General features: G+C 70.5%; 14 protein-coding genes. 12 read left to right on the top strand and 2 right to left on the bottom strand.

What is annotated here, in order from left to right; translation table 11 throughout:
• The first annotated feature begins 227 nt into the window (after positions 1–227).
• The 6 genes from ftsZ (at position 228) to ACSHXN_RS29685 (ending at position 5,301) form a co-directional block, all read left to right on the top strand.
• The gene (gene ftsZ / locus ACSHXN_RS29660; protein ID WP_438304288.1) at positions 228–1,421 is read left to right on the top strand and encodes a cell division protein FtsZ; all 1,194 of its coding nucleotides are present in this window, start codon (positions 228–230) and stop codon (positions 1,419–1,421) included.
• Positions 1,418–2,146, top strand: a complete 729-nt coding sequence (pgeF, locus tag ACSHXN_RS29665; RefSeq protein WP_356108240.1) for a peptidoglycan editing factor PgeF — start codon at positions 1,418–1,420, stop codon at positions 2,144–2,146. The genes ftsZ and pgeF overlap by 4 nt, the downstream gene beginning before the upstream one ends.
• A 5-nt stretch (positions 2,147–2,151) precedes the next feature.
• Entirely contained in the window at positions 2,152–2,871 is a 720-nt protein-coding gene (locus tag ACSHXN_RS29670) for a YggS family pyridoxal phosphate-dependent enzyme (protein WP_355133184.1), read from the top strand.
• A 128-nt stretch (positions 2,872–2,999) separates the two neighbouring features.
• Complete coding sequence (locus ACSHXN_RS29675; protein ID WP_355133182.1) at positions 3,000–3,641, top strand: cell division protein SepF; 642 nt, start codon at positions 3,000–3,002, stop codon at positions 3,639–3,641.
• A gap of 51 nt (positions 3,642–3,692) precedes the next feature.
• Positions 3,693–3,983 carry a YggT family protein gene (locus ACSHXN_RS29680; protein WP_059133220.1) on the top strand — a complete coding sequence of 97 codons (291 nt, stop codon included), beginning with the start codon at positions 3,693–3,695 and terminating at the stop codon, positions 3,981–3,983.
• A 52-nt stretch (positions 3,984–4,035) separates the two neighbouring features.
• The gene (locus tag ACSHXN_RS29685) at positions 4,036–5,301 is read left to right on the top strand and encodes a DivIVA domain-containing protein (protein WP_355133180.1); all 1,266 of its coding nucleotides are present in this window, start codon (positions 4,036–4,038) and stop codon (positions 5,299–5,301) included.
• Positions 5,302–5,500: 199 nt separating this feature from the next.
• On the opposite strand, the gene ileS is transcribed toward ACSHXN_RS29685, so the two are convergent.
• A complete protein-coding gene (ileS, locus tag ACSHXN_RS29690; RefSeq protein ID WP_438304292.1) occupies positions 5,501–8,641 on the bottom strand; it encodes an isoleucine--tRNA ligase in 3,141 nt (1,046 codons plus the stop codon).
• A 1,403-nt stretch (positions 8,642–10,044) separates the two neighbouring features.
• Between ileS and ACSHXN_RS29695 the strand changes: the two genes are divergently transcribed.
• From ACSHXN_RS29695 to ACSHXN_RS29720, 6 genes are all read left to right on the top strand, one after another.
• Positions 10,045–10,899 carry a TraR/DksA family transcriptional regulator gene (locus tag ACSHXN_RS29695; RefSeq protein WP_355795663.1) on the top strand — a complete coding sequence of 285 codons (855 nt, stop codon included), beginning with the start codon at positions 10,045–10,047 and terminating at the stop codon, positions 10,897–10,899.
• 82 nt (positions 10,900–10,981) lie between these two features.
• Entirely contained in the window at positions 10,982–11,608 is a 627-nt protein-coding gene (lspA, locus tag ACSHXN_RS29700) for a signal peptidase II (protein WP_356108233.1), read from the top strand.
• Positions 11,609–11,660: 52 nt separating this feature from the next.
• Positions 11,661–12,605 (top strand): RluA family pseudouridine synthase, encoded by a 945-nt coding sequence (locus tag ACSHXN_RS29705; protein ID WP_355133172.1) that lies wholly within the window; start codon positions 11,661–11,663, stop codon positions 12,603–12,605.
• Complete coding sequence (locus ACSHXN_RS29710) at positions 12,602–13,069, top strand: GNAT family N-acetyltransferase (protein ID WP_355133170.1); 468 nt, start codon at positions 12,602–12,604, stop codon at positions 13,067–13,069. Before ACSHXN_RS29705 ends, ACSHXN_RS29710 begins: the two co-directional genes overlap by 4 nt.
• Before the next feature lie 87 nt (positions 13,070–13,156).
• Positions 13,157–14,740 carry a Na+/H+ antiporter gene (locus ACSHXN_RS29715; protein WP_438304296.1) on the top strand — a complete coding sequence of 528 codons (1,584 nt, stop codon included), beginning with the start codon at positions 13,157–13,159 and terminating at the stop codon, positions 14,738–14,740.
• 83 nt (positions 14,741–14,823) lie between these two features.
• Entirely contained in the window at positions 14,824–15,564 is a 741-nt protein-coding gene (locus tag ACSHXN_RS29720; RefSeq protein ID WP_355133166.1) for an SDR family NAD(P)-dependent oxidoreductase, read from the top strand.
• Between the two features lie 12 nt (positions 15,565–15,576).
• Here ACSHXN_RS29720 and ACSHXN_RS29725 read toward each other — a convergent pair whose 3' ends face one another.
• Complete coding sequence (locus tag ACSHXN_RS29725) at positions 15,577–16,680, bottom strand: mechanosensitive ion channel family protein (RefSeq protein WP_355133164.1); 1,104 nt, start codon at positions 16,678–16,680, stop codon at positions 15,577–15,579.
• Between the last annotated feature and the right edge of the window lie 99 nt (positions 16,681–16,779).

Consider the following 16,779-nt stretch of genomic DNA (forward strand, 5'->3'; position numbering starts at 1 on the left):
ATAGGGTGAAAAGAAAAACGGGAGGTTCGGCGTGTTCGTTGAACGTGCGCCACTTGTCGACTTAGTGTCCTGTTCGGAAGAGTCCAAGGAACAGGCACACTGGTAACCCTAAACTTCAGGGTTAGGGTTCGGGTCGGCGTTCGGACCGTCCCATTCGGCATCTGCCGGCGAGCCGCGGGACAGCCGCGGGACGACGGCAACGTAATTCGAGGCGAGAGGCCTTCGACGTGGCAGCACCGCAGAACTACCTCGCAGTCATCAAGGTCATCGGTGTCGGCGGCGGTGGTGTCAATGCCATCAACCGGATGATCGAGGTCGGCCTCAAGGGCGTCGAGTTCATCGCCATCAACACCGACGCGCAAGCCCTGTTGATGAGCGACGCCGACGTCAAGCTCGACGTCGGCCGCGAACTCACCCGCGGACTCGGTGCCGGAGCCAACCCGGCCGTCGGCCGCAAGGCCGCCGAGGACCACCGCGAGGAGATCGAGGAGGTCCTCAAGGGGGCCGACATGGTCTTCGTGACGGCCGGTGAAGGCGGCGGCACCGGCACCGGCGGCGCGCCCGTCGTGGCCAACATCGCGCGCTCCCTCGGTGCCCTCACCATCGGCGTGGTCACCCGGCCGTTCACCTTCGAAGGACGGCGCCGCGCCAACCAGGCCGAGGACGGCATCGCCGAACTCCGCGAAGAGGTCGACACCCTCATCGTCATCCCGAACGACCGGCTGCTGTCCATCTCGGACCGCCAGGTCTCCGTCCTCGACGCCTTCAAGTCGGCGGACCAGGTCCTGCTCTCCGGTGTCCAGGGCATCACGGACCTCATCACCACCCCCGGCCTGATCAACCTCGACTTCGCCGATGTGAAGTCCGTCATGTCCGAGGCCGGTTCGGCCCTCATGGGGATCGGCTCGGCCCGCGGCGACGACCGCGCGGTGGCCGCGGCCGAGATGGCTATCTCCTCGCCGCTGCTCGAGGCGTCCATCGACGGTGCGCGCGGTGTGCTGCTGTCCATCTCCGGCGGCTCCGACCTCGGTCTGTTCGAGATCAACGAGGCCGCCCAGCTGGTGAGCGAGGCCGCACACCCCGAGGCGAACATCATCTTCGGTGCCGTCATCGACGACGCCCTCGGCGACGAGGTGCGGGTCACCGTCATCGCCGCGGGCTTCGACGGCGGCCAGCCCCCCGCCAAGCGGGACAACGTCCTCGGCTCGTCCGCCGCGAGGCGCGAGGAGCCCACGCCGGCGCGTGCGGCCGAGGGCCGCCCGTCCTTCGGCTCGCTCGGCACCGTCACGCCCAAGGAGGCGCCGGAGCCCGCTCCGGAGCCGGTCAGCGAGCTCCCGGTCACCCCGCCGCCGATCCCGCAGTCGCGCAGCTACTCGGACAGCGCGGCCGAGGAACTGGACGTTCCGGACTTCCTGAAGTGATAGGACAGCGCGACACCGTGAGCGGCGCGCACTTCGCCTTCACCGACAGGTGGGGCGGGGTGAGCGCCGCTCCGTACGAGGAGCTCAATCTCGGCGGCGCGGTCGGCGACGACCCCGACACCGTCCGCACCAACCGCGAGCTGGCCGCCAAGTCGCTGGGGCTCGACCCCGTCCGGGTCGTCTGGATGAACCAGGTGCACGGCGCGGACGTGGCGGTGGTGGACGAACCCTGGGGTGAAAAGCCGGTGCCCGAGGTTGACGCGATCGTCACCGTCCGGCGCGGTCTCGCGCTCGCCGTGCTCACCGCCGACTGCACCCCCGTTCTGCTCGCCGACCCCGTCGCCGGGGTCGCGGCCGCCGCACACGCGGGCCGGCCCGGCATGGTCGCCGGGGTCGTCCCGGCCGCGGTGCGGGCGATGACGGAACTGGGCGCCGAGCCGTCCCGGATCGTCGCCCGCACGGGGCCCGCGGTCTGCGGCCGGTGCTACGAGGTGCCCGAGTCGATGCGCGCCGAGGTGTCGGCCGTCGAACCGACGGCGCACGCCGAGACCGGCTGGGGCACCCCGGCGGTCGACGTGAGCGCCGGAGTGCATGCGCAGCTGGAACGGCTCGGGGTGTACGACCGGGTGCAGTCGCCGGTGTGCACGCTGGAGTCGGTTGATCACTTCTCGTACCGCCGCGACCGCATCACCGGGCGACTCGCGGGATATGTCTGGCTGGACTGATGGGCATGACGGACCGTAGGGACCAGATCGCGGCGAACCTCGCGAGAGTCGAGGACCGCATCGCCGCCGCGTGCGCGGCCGCGGCACGCAAGCGGGAAGAGGTGACCCTCATCGTGGTCACCAAGACCTATCCCGCGAGTGATGTGCGGATTCTCTCGGAGCTCGGGGTCCGCCATGTCGCCGAGAACCGCGACCAGGACGCGGCGCCCAAGGCGGCGGCTTGCGCGGATCTGCCGCTCACGTGGCATTTCGTCGGCCAGTTGCAGACCAACAAGGTGCGATCCGTGGTCGGTTACGCGGATCTCGTGCAGTCCGTCGACCGATCCAGGCTCGTGACGTCGTTGTCGCGGGAGGCCGTGCGGGCCGGGCGCGAGATCGGATGCCTCATCCAGGTCGCGCTCGACGCGGACGCGAGCGGGCGGGGCGCGCGTGGCGGGGTGGCACCCGCGGGAATCGAAGAGTTGGGCGACCTCGTCGCGGATGCCGAAGGGCTGCGGTTGGACGGGCTGATGACCGTCGCGCCGCTCACCGGCGAGTACGCGGGGCGTCAACAGGCGGCGTTCGAGCGGTTGATGGATTTGTCGACCGACCTGCGCCGAGCCCATCCGGCTGCAACCATGGTCTCGGCAGGAATGAGTGCGGACCTCGATCAGGCCGTGGCGGCCGGGGCGACACATGTGCGCGTCGGTACCGCGGTACTCGGAGTCCGCCCCAGGCTCGGGTAACGTCGCCAAGAAGTCGGACCACAGCAGAAAATATGGTCATTAACGCTGCTAGCGGGCGTAACGACCTCGTGGATCGCGGGCACTTGGCGGTCGTCAGCCGATCCACCACAGAGCGGAGGACTCAGAGCATGGCCGGCGCGATGCGCAAGATGGCGGTCTACCTCGGCCTCGTGGAGGACGATGGGTACGACGGCAGGGGATTCGACCCCGACGACGACTTCGAGCCCGAACTCGACCCGGAGCCGGAGAGGGACCGCAGGCGGCACGAGCCGTCACACCAGTCACACCAGGCGCATCAGCCCCAACGGGACGAATCGGTGCGCATGGTGCAGCCGCCGGCTCAGCGTGAACCGGTGCCGCAACCCGCTTCGCTTCCCGCGGAATCGGGGCGTCCGGCTCGCATCGCGCCCGTGGCATCCATCACACAAGAACGCCAGAGTATGGAGAAGAACGCGCCGGTGATCATGCCCAAGGTCGTGTCCGAACGAGAGCCGTACCGGATCACCACGCTCCACCCCCGGACCTACAACGAGGCCCGTACCATCGGGGAACACTTCCGTGAGGGCACGCCGGTGATCATGAATCTGACTGAGATGGATGACACAGATGCGAAGCGACTTGTCGACTTTGCGGCCGGTTTGGTGTTTGGTCTTCATGGCAGCATCGAACGGGTGACGCAGAAGGTGTTCCTGTTGTCGCCTGCTAACGTCGATGTCACAGCGGAGGACAAGGCCCGCATCGCAGAGGGCGGGTTCTTCAACCAGAGCTGAGACGCACCACCGGAAAGAGCGCGGGAACCAGGGGAGAGGGAAGCACGGATCATGGGTGTGTTCCTGGAGGTTGTCTACATCGTGCTGATGTGCTTCCTCGTCGTGCTGATTTTCCGGCTGGTCATGGACTATGTCTTCCAGTTCGCCCGCTCATGGCAACCCGGCAAGGCGATGGTGGTCGTTCTGGAGGCCACCTACACTGTCACTGATCCACCGTTGAAGCTTCTGCGGCGGTTCATCCCGCCGCTGCGTCTCGGAGGCGTGGCGCTCGACCTGTCCTTCTTCGTTCTGATGATCATCGTCTACATCCTGATCTCCATCGTGGGGAATCTCGCGAGGTGAAAGTGGACGATACGGTCTTGCCGACTGCCGATGACTACGTTGAGGTGAAGAGATGCCGTTGACCCCCGAGGACGTGCGGAACAAGCAGTTCACGACCGTCCGCCTCCGAGAAGGCTATGACGAGGACGAGGTCGATGCCTTCCTCGACGAGGTCGAAGCCGAACTGACCCGCCTGCTCCGGGAGAACGAGGATCTGCGGGCCAAGCTGGCCGCCGCCACTCGTGCCGCCGCGCAGAACCAGCAGAACATGCGCAAGCCCCCGGAGGCGCCGGACCAGCCTCAGGGCATGCGCGGTCCCGGCGGTCCCGTGCCCGCCGGCATATCGGGCCCGCCGCAGCAGCAGATGGGTGGCCCCATGGGTGGACCGCCCCAGCTGCCCAGCGGTGCACCGCAGCTGCCTGCCGGCCCCGGTGGACAGGGCGGTCCGCAGGGTCCCGGCCCGATGGGTCAGGGTCCGATGGGTCAGGGGCCGATGGGTCAGGGCCCCATGGGTCAGGGTCCGATGGGTCAGGGGCCGATGGGCCAGGGTCCGATGGGTCAGGGGCCCATGGGCCAGGGCCCCATGGGTCAGGGTCCGATGGGGCAGCCCCCGATGGGTCAACCGCCGATGGGTCAGCCCCCGATGCCGCAGCAGATGGGCCAGCCCCCGATGCCGCAGCAGATGGGCGGCCCGATGGGCGGTCCCATGGGTGGTCCCGGCATGCCCGGTCAGGGCCCCGGCGGCGACAGCGCCGCCCGTGTCCTCTCGCTCGCCCAGCAGACCGCCGACCAGGCGATCGCCGAGGCCCGCTCCGAGGCCAACAAGATCGTCGGTGAGGCCCGCAGCCGCGCCGAGGGTCTCGAGCGTGACGCCCGTGCCAAGGCCGACGCCCTGGAGCGGGACGCGCAGGAGAAGCACCGTGTCGCGATGGGCTCCCTGGAGTCCGCCCGCGCCACGCTGGAGCGCAAGGTCGAGGACCTGCGCGGCTTCGAGCGCGAGTACCGCACGCGGCTGAAGTCCTACCTGGAGTCGCAGCTGCGCCAGCTGGAGACCCAGGCCGACGACTCGCTGGCCCCGCCGCGGACCCCGGCCACGGCCTCCCTGCCCTCGCCGGCGGCACCGTCGATGGCTCCGGCGGGTGCGAGCGCCCCGTCGTACGGCGGCAACCAGACGATGGGCGGTGCCCCGGCACCGACCCCCCCGTCCTACGGCGGTCAGCAGCAGATGTCCCCGGCGATGACCCAGCCGATGGCGCCGGTCCGGCCGCAGGGCCCGTCGCCGATGGGTCAGGCTCCCTCGCCGATGCGCGGGTTCCTCATCGACGAGGACGACAACTGACGGCAGGAACGCCACAGGCGTCGGCAACACCAAGGGCGGGGCTCCGGATTCTCGATCCGGAGCCCCGCCCTTGTGCTACGCGCGTTCGGTAGCCCTGCGGCTTGTGTTCGGGCGTGGGAGCGGTTGTGCGTACGCACACCACGCCGAAGGCCCGGGCCCGCCATGATTTTTCCGGCGGGCCCGGGCCTTCGTGTGTGTCCTACGCCTTGTGCAGGCGGAACGTCAGGGCGAGTCCCTCGTCCGTGAACGGCGCACCGTAGCTGTCGTCCGCCTCGCCCTGGGCGAAGTCCGTGGCGAGGACCTCCTCGGCGATCAGGCCCGAGTGCCGGCTGAGGGCCGCGATGACCGCCGGGTCGGTCGCGGTCCACCGGAGCGCGATGCGGTCGGCGACGTCCAGGCCGCTGTTCTTGCGGGCCTCCTGGATCAGCCGGATCGCGTCACGGGCGAGGCCCGCCTGGCGCAGCTCCTCGGTGATCTCCAGATCCAGGGCGACGGTCGCGCCCGAGTCCGACGCCACCGACCAGCCCTCGCGCGGGGTCTCCGTGATGATCACCTCGTCGGGGGCGAGAGTGACCGTCTCCCCGTCGACCTCCACCGACGCCGTGCCGTCCCGCAGGGCCAGGGACAGCGCCGCCGCGTCCGCGTTCGCAACGGCCTTCGCCACCTCCTGGACGCGCTTGCCGAAGCGCTTGCCCAGGGCGCGGAAGTTCGCCTTCGCCGTCGTGTCGACGAGCGAGCCGCCGACCTCGGCGAGGGAGGCGAGCGCCTCGACGTTCAGCTCGTCCGTGATCTGCGAGTGCAGCTCCGGGTCCAGGGTCTCGAAGCCGGCCACCGCGACCAGCGCGCGGGACAGGGGCTGCCGCGTCTTGACGCCCGACTCCGCGCGCGTGGCACGGCCGAGCTCCACAAGACGGCGCACCAGCGCCATCTGCCGGGACAGCTCAGGGTCGATCGCGGCCGGGTCCGCCTGCGGCCACGAGGCCATGTGCACGGACTCGGGGGCGCCGGGGGTGACCGGCACGACCAGGTCCTGCCAGACCCGCTCGGTGATGAAGGGGGTGATCGGCGCCATCAGCTTGGTGACCGTCTCGAGGACCTCGTGCAGCGTGCGCAGCGCCGCCTTGTCGCCCTGCCAGAAGCGCCGGCGCGAGCGGCGCACGTACCAGTTCGACAGGTCGTCGACGAAGGCCGACAGGAGCTTGCCCGCGCGCTGGGTGTCGTACGACTCCAGCGCCTCGGTCACCTGGTCGGTGAGCGCGTGCAGCTCGGACAGCAGCCAGCGGTCCAGCACCGGGCGGTCGGCCGGGGCCGGGTCGGCCTCGCTCGGCGCCCAGCCCGAGGTGCGGGCGTACAGGGCCTGGAACGCGACGGTGTTCCAGTAGGTCAGCAGCGTCTTGCGGACGACCTCCTGGATCGTGCCGTGGCCGACGCGACGGGCCGCCCAGGGGGAGCCGCCCGCGGCCATGAACCAGCGCACGGCGTCCGCGCCGTGCTGGTCCATCAGCGGGATCGGCTGGAGGATGTTGCCGAGGTGCTTGGACATCTTGCGGCCGTCCTCGGCGAGGATGTGGCCCAGGCACACCACGTTCTCGTACGACGACTTGTCGAAGACCAGCGTGCCGATCGCCATCAGCGTGTAGAACCAGCCACGGGTCTGGTCGATGGCCTCGGAGATGAACTGCGCCGGGTAGCGGGACTCGAACAGTTCCTTGTTCTTGTACGGGTAGCCCCACTGCGCGAACGGCATCGAGCCGGAGTCGTACCAGGCGTCGATCACCTCGGGTACACGCGTGGCCGTCCCGCCGCACTGCGGGCAGTCGAAGGTCACCTCGTCGATGAACGGGCGGTGGGGGTCGAGCTCCGACTGGTCGGTGCCGGTCAGCTCGCCGAGCTCGGCACGGGAGCCCACGACGGTGAGGTGGTCGTCCTCGCACCGCCAGATGGGCAGCGGCGTGCCCCAGTAGCGGTTGCGGGACAGCGCCCAGTCGATGTTGTTGGTCAGCCAGTCGCCGTACCGGCCGTGCTTGACCGTCTCCGGGAACCAGTTGGTCTTCTCGTTCTCCTCGAGAAGGCGGTCCTTGACGGCCGTGGTGCGGATGTACCAGGACGGCTGTGCGTAGTAGAGCAGCGCGGTGTGGCAGCGCCAGCAGTGCGGGTAGCTGTGCTCGTACGGGATGTGCTTGAAGAGCAGGCCGCGCTGCTGGAGGTCCTCGGTGAGCCGTTCGTCCGCCTTCTTGAAGAAGACGCCGCCGACGAGCGGGACGTCCTCCTCGAAGGTGCCGTCGGGGCGCACCGGGTTGACCACGGGCAGGCCGTACTCGCGGCAGACCTTGAGGTCGTCCTCACCGAAGGCGGGGGACTGATGGACCAGACCCGTGCCGTCCTCGGTGGTGACGTAGGTGGCGTTCACCACGTAGTGGGTGCCGCCCGGGGTCTCCGGGAACTCCACCAGCTCGAAGGGCCGTCGGTACGTCCAGCGCTCCATCTCGGCGCCGGTGAAGGACCGGCCCGTGGACTCCCAGCCCTCGCCGAGCGCCTTGCCGAGAAGCGGTTCGGCGACGACGAGCTTCTCCTCGCCGTCGGTCACGACGACGTAGGTGACGTCGGGGTGGGCGGCGACCGCGGTGTTGGAGACGAGCGTCCACGGCGTTGTCGTCCACACCAGGAGCGAGGCCTCGCCGGCCAGCGGACCGGACGTGAGCGGGAAGCGGACGTAGACCGACGGGTCCACGACCGTCTCGTAGCCCTGCGCCAGCTCGTGGTCCGACAGACCCGTGCCGCAGCGGGGGCACCAGGGGGCGACGCGGTGGTCCTGGACCAGCAGGCCCTTGTTGAAGATCTCCTTCAGCGACCACCAGACGGACTCGATGTACTCGGGCTCCATCGTGACGTAGGCCTCGTCGAGGTCGACCCAGTAGCCCATGCGGGTGGTCAGCTCGGAGAACGCGTCGGTGTGCCGGAGGACGGACGCGCGGCACATGGCGTTGAACTCGGCGATGCCGTACGCCTCGATGTCCTTCTTGCCGCTGAAGCCGAGCTCCTTCTCCACCGCCAGCTCCACCGGGAGGCCGTGGCAGTCCCAGCCGGCCTTGCGGGCCACGTGGTAGCCGCGCATGGTGCGGAAGCGAGGGAAGACGTCCTTGAAGACGCGGGCCTCGATGTGGTGGGCGCCTGGCATGCCGTTGGCGGTGGGCGGACCTTCGTAGAACACCCACTCGGGGCGGCCCTCGGACTGCTCCAGGCTCTTGGCAAAGATCTTCTGCTCGCGCCAGAAGTCGAGCACCGCGTGCTCGAGCGCGGGCAGGTCGACCTGGGCGGGCACCTGGCGGTACTGCGTCATCGATCTTCCTCCGGCGGACGTGCTGCCTTCCGTCGGAGGGACGAGAACCGGGAATCGTCTGCCTTCCCCGAACGCCGTGTGCGGCGCGCTCCCGCGGTACCACCCTCCTTGGTCCTCCGGTGCGTGCATGCACCGGTGAACCCCCTCATTGGGGTCGCGATGCCGGTTCTAGCGGCCTTGGACGGTCCGAGGCTTTCTTCCGGCGGCTCCGGGGTGATCTTCACAGTGCGCTCGCCCCCGGGCTTCCACCGTCCCCGGGTCGCTCCTGGCTGCGTACGCCGCTACTCGTCCCCATCCACGCTTCTCGCTCCGCCCAGTGTACGGCGCCGCACCGACTTCGGCCGACCGGTTTTGCTCCCCGGGGGCGGCGCGCGGGACGGGCGCGCGGGTGACCCGAATGGCGCGGGCCCGGTGTCCGGATCCCGGGACGCCGGCCCCGGCGGATTATGCGGCGGAGAGCTGGGCACAACGGATGCAGGCTCGCCGTGCGGCTCGCGTGTGGCGGGCGATTTCGGTGGCGTGCCCCGTTGCCGCGGGCCAGAAGTCGATTTATCGTCCCAGCACGATTCGCGCGCAAGATCACAATATGTGAAGGGGCCGCGGCCATGGTGGCGAAAAGGACCGCCGTACAGCAGTCGTCGACCGGCAGAACCGCCGGTGCGGCAGGCTCCGGCGTGTCGTCGACCCCTGACGTGCGCGGGAGGAACAGCGTCCGCGCGGCGCTGGGCCGGACGGCCGGACTGGTCCGCAGGCTCGGAGCGTCCGTCGGCGGTGTCGCCGGGGCGGGCAGGGAGCCCACGGGCACTACGGAGAGGGCCGCCCGGCAGCGGGCGGTCACGAACCCCGAAGCTGCGGGAGGTCCGTCGGGAGGCCGTGCGAAGGCCTCCGCCGGGCGGGCGCGCACAGGCCGGAGGTCCGGGGCCGGACGGGCGCCTGCCGGACAGGCGGCCGCCTCCACGTCCGTGAGTGCGGCGGGGAAGGGCTCGGTGAAGTCCGGGGTCAAGGATGCGCCTGTCGGGAATGTCGGGAATGTCCGGAGCGCTGAGAACGCTGGCACCTCAGGAACCCGGGCAGCGACCGGCAGGCCGGCCGCCCGGAAGACGGCCTCGGGAAAGGCCGCCGCCGGCGCGGGCGGGTCCCGCGGGGCGGCTGCGAAGAAGGCAACCGCGAAGCCGGCGACTGCCGGGACGGCCGGTGGGAAATCTGCTTCCGGAACGGCCGGTACCAAACCGGCCGCCGGGACCGCCGGCAAGGGGCCGGCCTCCGGGAAGCAGGCCCGGGCCGGTGCCGCCGGGACATCGGCGGCCCCGAGGAAGGCGGCCGCGAGGAAGGGCCGAGGAGAGGAGGAAGACGGTCCCGAGGGACCTGCGGGGAAGAAGTCGACGGCCGACGGGAAGAGAGCGGTGACCGCCACCACCGCGAAGAAGTCGGCAGCGAGGAAGTCCGGCGCCAAGGAGGCAGCGGTGACCAGCACCGTGGTGAAGAAGGCGACAGCGGCGAAGAAGCCCGTCGCCGAGAAGGCGGCGGCGAGCACCGTCGCCGAAGGGGCTTCGTCGAAGAAGCCCGTCGCCAAGAAGGCACCGGGCAAGAAGGCGGCGGCCAAGAAAGCCGTCGCCAAGAAGGCCGTCCCCGGGAAGACGGCCAAGGCCACGGCCTCGAAGAGCGCCGCCGGTAAGGGCGGCACCACGAAGAGCACCCCCACAAAGAGTGCGGCCAAGAAGAGCACGGCCAAGAAGGCGGCCGCGGGAAAGGTCGCCAAGCAGACGGGAGCCACGACGGTGGTTGCGAAGAAGACTCCTGGCACGGCCACAGCGGCGACGAACCCCACCGCGGTCCCCAAGGCGAGGTTCGCCGCGGTGGAGCCCGGAGAGCTGGCGGTGCGCGCCGGCGAGGACCCGTGGACTCCCGAGGAGGTGGCGGAGGCGCGCGCGGAGCTCCAGTCCGAGGCGATGCGGCTGCGCGGGGAGATCGACGCGTCCGAGCAGGCGGTGGTGGGGCTGATGCGCGACTCCGGGGACGGTGCCGGCGACGACCAGGCGGACACCGGCACGAAGAACATCACACGCGAGCACGAGCTGGCGCTCGCCGCCAACGCGCGCGAGATGCTCGAGCAGACCGAAAGGGCCCTGGACCGTCTCGACGCCGGCACCTACGGACTGTGCGAGAGCTGCGGGAACCCCATCGGCAAAGCGCGCATGCAGGCCTTTCCGCGGGCCACGCTGTGCGTGGAGTGCAAGCAGAAGCAGGAACGCCGGTAGTGATCCTCTCCTCAACACCTGGTGGGGCCGGGTGGTGCCGTACTCTCGTCCTCAGTGAGGGCACCTAGGTTGAGGGACTGACGTGGCAGAGGCGGAGCGCATCATCGGTACGCCGGACATCCCAGACGCGTCGGGGGCCGGGCCGGAGCAGTCCGAGGAACGGGCCCCGGCGGACGGCTCCGGCGCGAACGAGGTGGGGTCCGGCGTCGCCGACCGTCCCAAGGGCAAGCGCCGTATCGCGGTCCTGTTCGGGGTCGCCGCCTTCGCATACGCCCTCGACCTGGTCAGCAAGCTCGTCGTGGTCGCGAAGCTGGAGCACCACGCGCCGATCGAGGTCATCGGCGACTGGCTGAAGCTCGAGGCCATCCGCAATCCGGGCGCCGCCTTCGGTTTCGGCGAGGCCTTCACCATCATCTTCACCGTGATCGCGGCCGCCGTGATCGTGGTGATCGCCCGCCTCGCGCGCAAGCTCTACAGCCTGCCGTGGGCGGTCGCGCTCGGCCTGCTGCTCGGCGGCGCCCTGGGCAACCTCACCGACCGGATCTTCCGCTCGCCCGGCGTCTTCGAAGGCGCGGTCGTCGACTTCATCGCGCCCAAGCACTTCGCCGTCTTCAACCTGGCCGACTCGGCGATCGTGTGCGGCGGCATCCTGATCGTGCTGCTCTCCTTCCGCGGCCTCGACCCGGACGGAACGGTCCACAAGGACTGAGCGTCCGGGACTCTCGTACAGGGCTGTCCGACCCGTCCGGCATACTCGACGGGTGAGCACGCTTCCCGAGATCCGCACCCTGCCCGTACCCGACGGCCTGGAGGGCGAGCGCGTGGACGCCGCCATCTCCCGGATGTTCGGCTTCTCGCGTACCAAGGCGGCGGAACTGGCCGCCGCGGGCAAGGTGCAGGTCGACGGCGCGGTGGTCGGCAAGTCCGAGCGCGTGCGCGGCGGGGCCTGGCTCGAGGTGGAGATGCCCCAGGCGCCCGCGCCGGTGCAGGTGGTCGCGGAGCCCGTCGAGGGCATGGACATCGTGCACGACGACGAGGACGTGGTCGTGATCGTGAAGCCGATCGGCGTGGCCGCGCATCCGTCCCCCGGGTGGTCGGGCCCGACCGTGATCGGCGGTCTCGCCGCCGCCGGGTACCGCATCTCGACCTCGGGCGCCGCCGAGCGCCAGGGCATCGTGCACCGGCTCGACGTGGGTACCTCGGGCCTGATGGTCGTGGCCAAGTCGGAGCACGCGTACACGTCGCTCAAGCGCCAGTTCAAGGAGCGCACGGTCGACAAGCGCTACCACACGCTCGTGCAGGGCCATCCCGACCCCACCAGCGGGACCATCGACGCCCCCATCGGACGCCACCCCACGCACGACTACAAGTGGGCGGTCACGGCCGAGGGCAAGCCGTCCGTGACGCACTACGACCTGATCGAGGCCTTCCGCTCGGCCTCCCTGCTCGACGTCAAGCTGGAGACCGGGCGCACCCATCAGATCCGCGTCCACATGGCCGCCCACCGGCACCCGTGCGTCGGCGACCTGACCTACGGCGCGGACCCGACGATCGCCAAGCGGCTCGGACTGACCCGTCAGTGGCTGCACGCCGTGCGCCTGGGCTTCGAGCATCCGGGGGACGGGGCGTGGGTGGAGTTCGAGAGCGCCTACCCCGCGGACCTGCAGAAGGCGCTGGACACGGTACGTGAGGAGAGCTGGGCATGACCGCGGCGTACGTGGTGCGGACGGCCGAGGACCCCGCCGACCGTGAGGCGTGCTTCACGGTCCGCAAGGAGGTCTTCGTGAGGGAGCAGGGCGTTCCCGAGGACATCGAGTACGACGTCCACGACGCCGACGCGGTCCATGTGCTGGCCGTGCGCGACGACGGCATGCCGCTCGGCACCGGTCGCCTGCTGTTCGGGGAGGCGGCCGCGGCGAAGAACGGCGGTGACCCGTCCGTGGGATCCCTCGGCCGGCTCGCGGTGACCCGGGAGGCGCGCGGCCTCGGGGTCGGCGCGGCGCTGGTCCGGGCGATCGAGGACGCGGCGCGTGCGCATGACCTGACGGCGGTGGACCTGCACGCGCAGACGCATGCGCTGGGGTTCTACGAACGGCTGGGATACGTGGCCTACGGGCCGGAGTTCCCGGACGCCGGGATACCGCACCGGTCGATGCGGCGCCTGCTGTAGCCGGGGAGCGCCGAAGAGCCCCGCGGGAGGGTGACATGGCAGGCTTGGGGTCTGCCGTGTGAACGTCGAACCGCCGGAGCGCTCACCGTGGATCAACTGGCCCTGATGCTCCTGCTGCTGCTCGGGGCCGTGGTGAGCGTCCCGGTCGGGGACCGGCTGGGAGTACCCGCTCCGGTGCTGATGACGCTGCTCGGGATCGTGCTGGCACTGCTGGACTTCGTGCCGAACGTCAACATCCCGCCCGAGCTCATCCTGCCCGCACTGCTGCCGCCGCTGCTGTACGCCGCGGCGCGTCGTACCTCCTGGCGCCAGTTCGCGGCCAACAAGCGGCCGATCTTCCTGCTGGCCGTGGCCCTGGTGTTCGTCACCACGGTGTGCGTCGCCGTGGTGGCCCACGCGATCGTGCCGGGGCTGCCGATCGCCGCCGCGGTCGTCCTCGGCGCATTGGTGGCGCCGCCCGACCCGGTCGCGGCCACCGCCGTGGCGGGGCAACTGGGACTGCCCCGCAGGTTGGTCTCGATCCTGGAGGGTGAGGGCCTCTTCAACGACGTGACGGCGATCGTGCTCTACCACGTCGCGATCGCCGCCGCCGTCAGCGGAACGTTCTCGTTCCCTGACGCCGCGCTGGAACTGGTGCTCTCCGCGATCGTCGCCCTGGTCGTCGGCCTTGTGCTCGGCTGGGCCGCCAGCAAGCTGCTCGACCTGCTCAACGACGCCACCCTGCAGGTCGGCCTGACACTTCTGGTGCCGTACGCGGCCTACGTCCTGGCCGAGGAGCTGCACGGCTCCGGCGTCCTGGCCGTGCTCGTGACCGCGCTGTTCCTGGCCGAGGCCCGGGACCCGGACGACGTGCTGATGCGCCTGGCCGGGCACACGTTCTGGGAGGTGGTCGACACCCTGGTCACCGGGATCGCGTTCGGGCTGATCGGGCTGGAGCTGCACCAGGCGATCCGGACGGCGTCGGGGCGGTGGGACCGGATGCTCGTCTGGGCCGCGGCGATCGTCGGCGTCGTGGTGGTCGTGCGGCTCGTGTATCTGCTGCCCGCGACCTGGCTGACCAAGCGGATGCACGCGCTGCGGGACTACGACGAGGACATCCCCATGTCCTGGCGGGAGACCGTCGTGATGTGGTGGGCGGGAATGCGCGGTGTGGCCTCGGTGGCGCTGGCCCTCGCCATTCCGCTGACGACGGACGACGGATCGCGCTTCCCCGACCGGGACGAGATCGTGTTCATCGCCTTCGGAGTGATCATGGCGACGCTGGTGCTCCAGGGTCTGACGCTGCCGTGGCTGGTGAGAAGGCTGGGAGTGCGGGCCGACACGGTGAAGGAGAAGGAGTTCGAGAGGGTGCTGGCGGTCCGCGCGGCCAAGGCGGCGAAGCGGAGGCTCAAGGAGATCGAGGACGTCGAGGAGCTCCCGGAGGAACTGTCCGAGCAACTGCTGCGTCGGGCCTCCGACATCGGGGTGCGCATCAGTCCCGAACTGGCGGACGAGGAGCGGCGCGAGGCGCACCAGCAGCGCGCCAGGCGGCTGAAACGGCTGCGCAGGATCCAGGGTGAGATGCTCAGCGCGGCCCGGCACGAGGTGCTGGCGGCCCGCAGCGAACCGGGCTCGGACCCGGAGGTCGTCGACCGGGTGCTGCGCCATCTGGATGTGCGCAGTCTGCGCTGACCGCCGCGCCGGGCCGGCGACGCGTCCCGAGTGCCCGGGGGAAACAACCGCCCCGTGGATGCCCGGCTTTGTACGATCGGATCATGGCGCGCAATGTGGTGATCAGCGGTGGAGGTACGGGGATCGGGCTGGCGGCGGCGAGGGCCTTCGCGTCGGACGGGGATCGGGTGCTGCTCCTCGGCCGGCGGGCGGAGGTGCTGGAGAAGGCCGAGGTGCCCGGCGCGCTCACCTATGCGGCCGATCTGAGCGACCCCGGCGCGGTGCGCGGGGTCGCCCGCTTCGTGGCCGACGAGCTCGGCACCGTGGACGTCCTCGTCAACAGCGCGGGCGGTGCGGGCAATCTGGAACCCGAGGCCGGCACCGAGGACCCGCTCGACGCCGTGGCGCACACCTGGACCGTCAACTTCCGGCTGAACGTGCTGACCGCGACCCTGCTCACGGAGGCGCTGCGCGAGCGGCTCGCCTCGCCGGGCGGGCGCGTGCTGTTCCTCAGCTCCATCGCCGCCTACCGCGGCTCCGGCAGCGGGGCGTACGCCGGGTCCAAGGCGGCGCTGCATCCGTACGCCTTCGATCTGGCCCGCGACCTGGGACCGCGTGGGATCACGGTGAACGTGGTCGCACCCGGCTATGTCGAGGACACCGGGTTCTTCGGGGACGCGATGAACCCGGCGCGGCGCGAACGACTCATCGCGGAGACGTCCACCGGCCGCGCCGGGACCCCGGGCGACATCGCCGAGACCCTGCACTGGCTGGCGTCCCACGGAGCGGGACACATCACCGCACAGGTGATCCAGGTCAACGGCGGTGCCGAACGCGGGCACTGACGGGCCGGCGCCTCAGCCCCGGTTCGTCCGCGGCTCGTACGCCCTGCGGGCCGCTCCGGGTGACCTGTGCCCGTTCGTGCCGGGCGCGGGCACCGCGTCCGCCGTGTTGACCCGCGGCAGCGCGTAGGGGTGCTCCTCCGTCAGCCAGCGGATCATCTGCTCGCGGACCGTGACCCGGACCGTCCAGATGTCGTCCGGGTCCTTCGCCGTGACCAGCGCCCGTACCTGCATGGTGTTGGGCGTCGTGTCGGTGACCTGGAGGCCGAGGGCGCGGCCGTCCCAGGCCGGGCACTCGCGCAGGATGTCGCGGAGCCTCTCGCGCATCGCCTCCACGGGCGCGGCGTGGTCGACGTGGAAGTAGACGATGCCCGTCATCTGCGGGCTGCCGCGGGACCAGTTCTCGAACGGTTTCGAGGTGAAGTACGACACCGGCATGGTGATCCGGCGCTCGTCCCACGTCCGCACCGTGAGGAAGGTGAGCGTGATCTCGTCGACGGTGCCCCACTCGCCGTCCACCACGACCGTGTCGCCGAGCCGCACCATGTCGCCGAACGCGATCTGCAGGCCGGCGAAGAGGTTGGCGAGCGTGGACTGCGCGGCGACACCGGCGACGATGCCGAGGACGCCGGCCGAGGCCAGCAGCGAGGCGCCGGCCGCGCGCATCGCGGGGAACGTCAGCAGCATGGCGGAGACCGCCATCACGCCGACCACCGCCGCCACCACGCGCATGATCAGCGACACCTGGGTGCGCACACGGCGGACCCGGGCCGCATCGTGGTGGGCACGGGCGTAGCGGGTGTACGAGGTCTCGACGATCGCGCCGGCGATCCGGATCACCAGCCACGCGGCCGCACCGATCAGCACCAGCGTCAGGGTCCGGCCGACCCCGACCCGGTGCTCCTCGAGGAGTTTCGCCTCGTCGTAGGAACCTCTCAGCAGGGCGGCGCACAGAACGAGCTGATAGGGGATGCGGCCGCGACGGAGCAGGCCCCACAGGGGCGTCTCGGGGTGCCGGCCGTTCGCCTTGCGCAGCAGGATGTCCGTGCCCCACCCGATGAGCAGTGTGAGCACGACCGAGCCGCCGACGACGATCACCGGGCGCAGTACGTTCTCCATGCCTTCGAACGTAACCGCACGGCGCGATGATGAACATGCGACCTGGATCCACCCGGGAAGAAGCCGACTACGGCACGGTCGGCGACGGCTGGCACGATG

Origin of the sequence: Streptomyces sp. HUAS TT11, from assembly GCF_051553595.1 — a bacterium.
GTDB lineage: Bacteria > Actinomycetota > Actinomycetes > Streptomycetales > Streptomycetaceae > Streptomyces.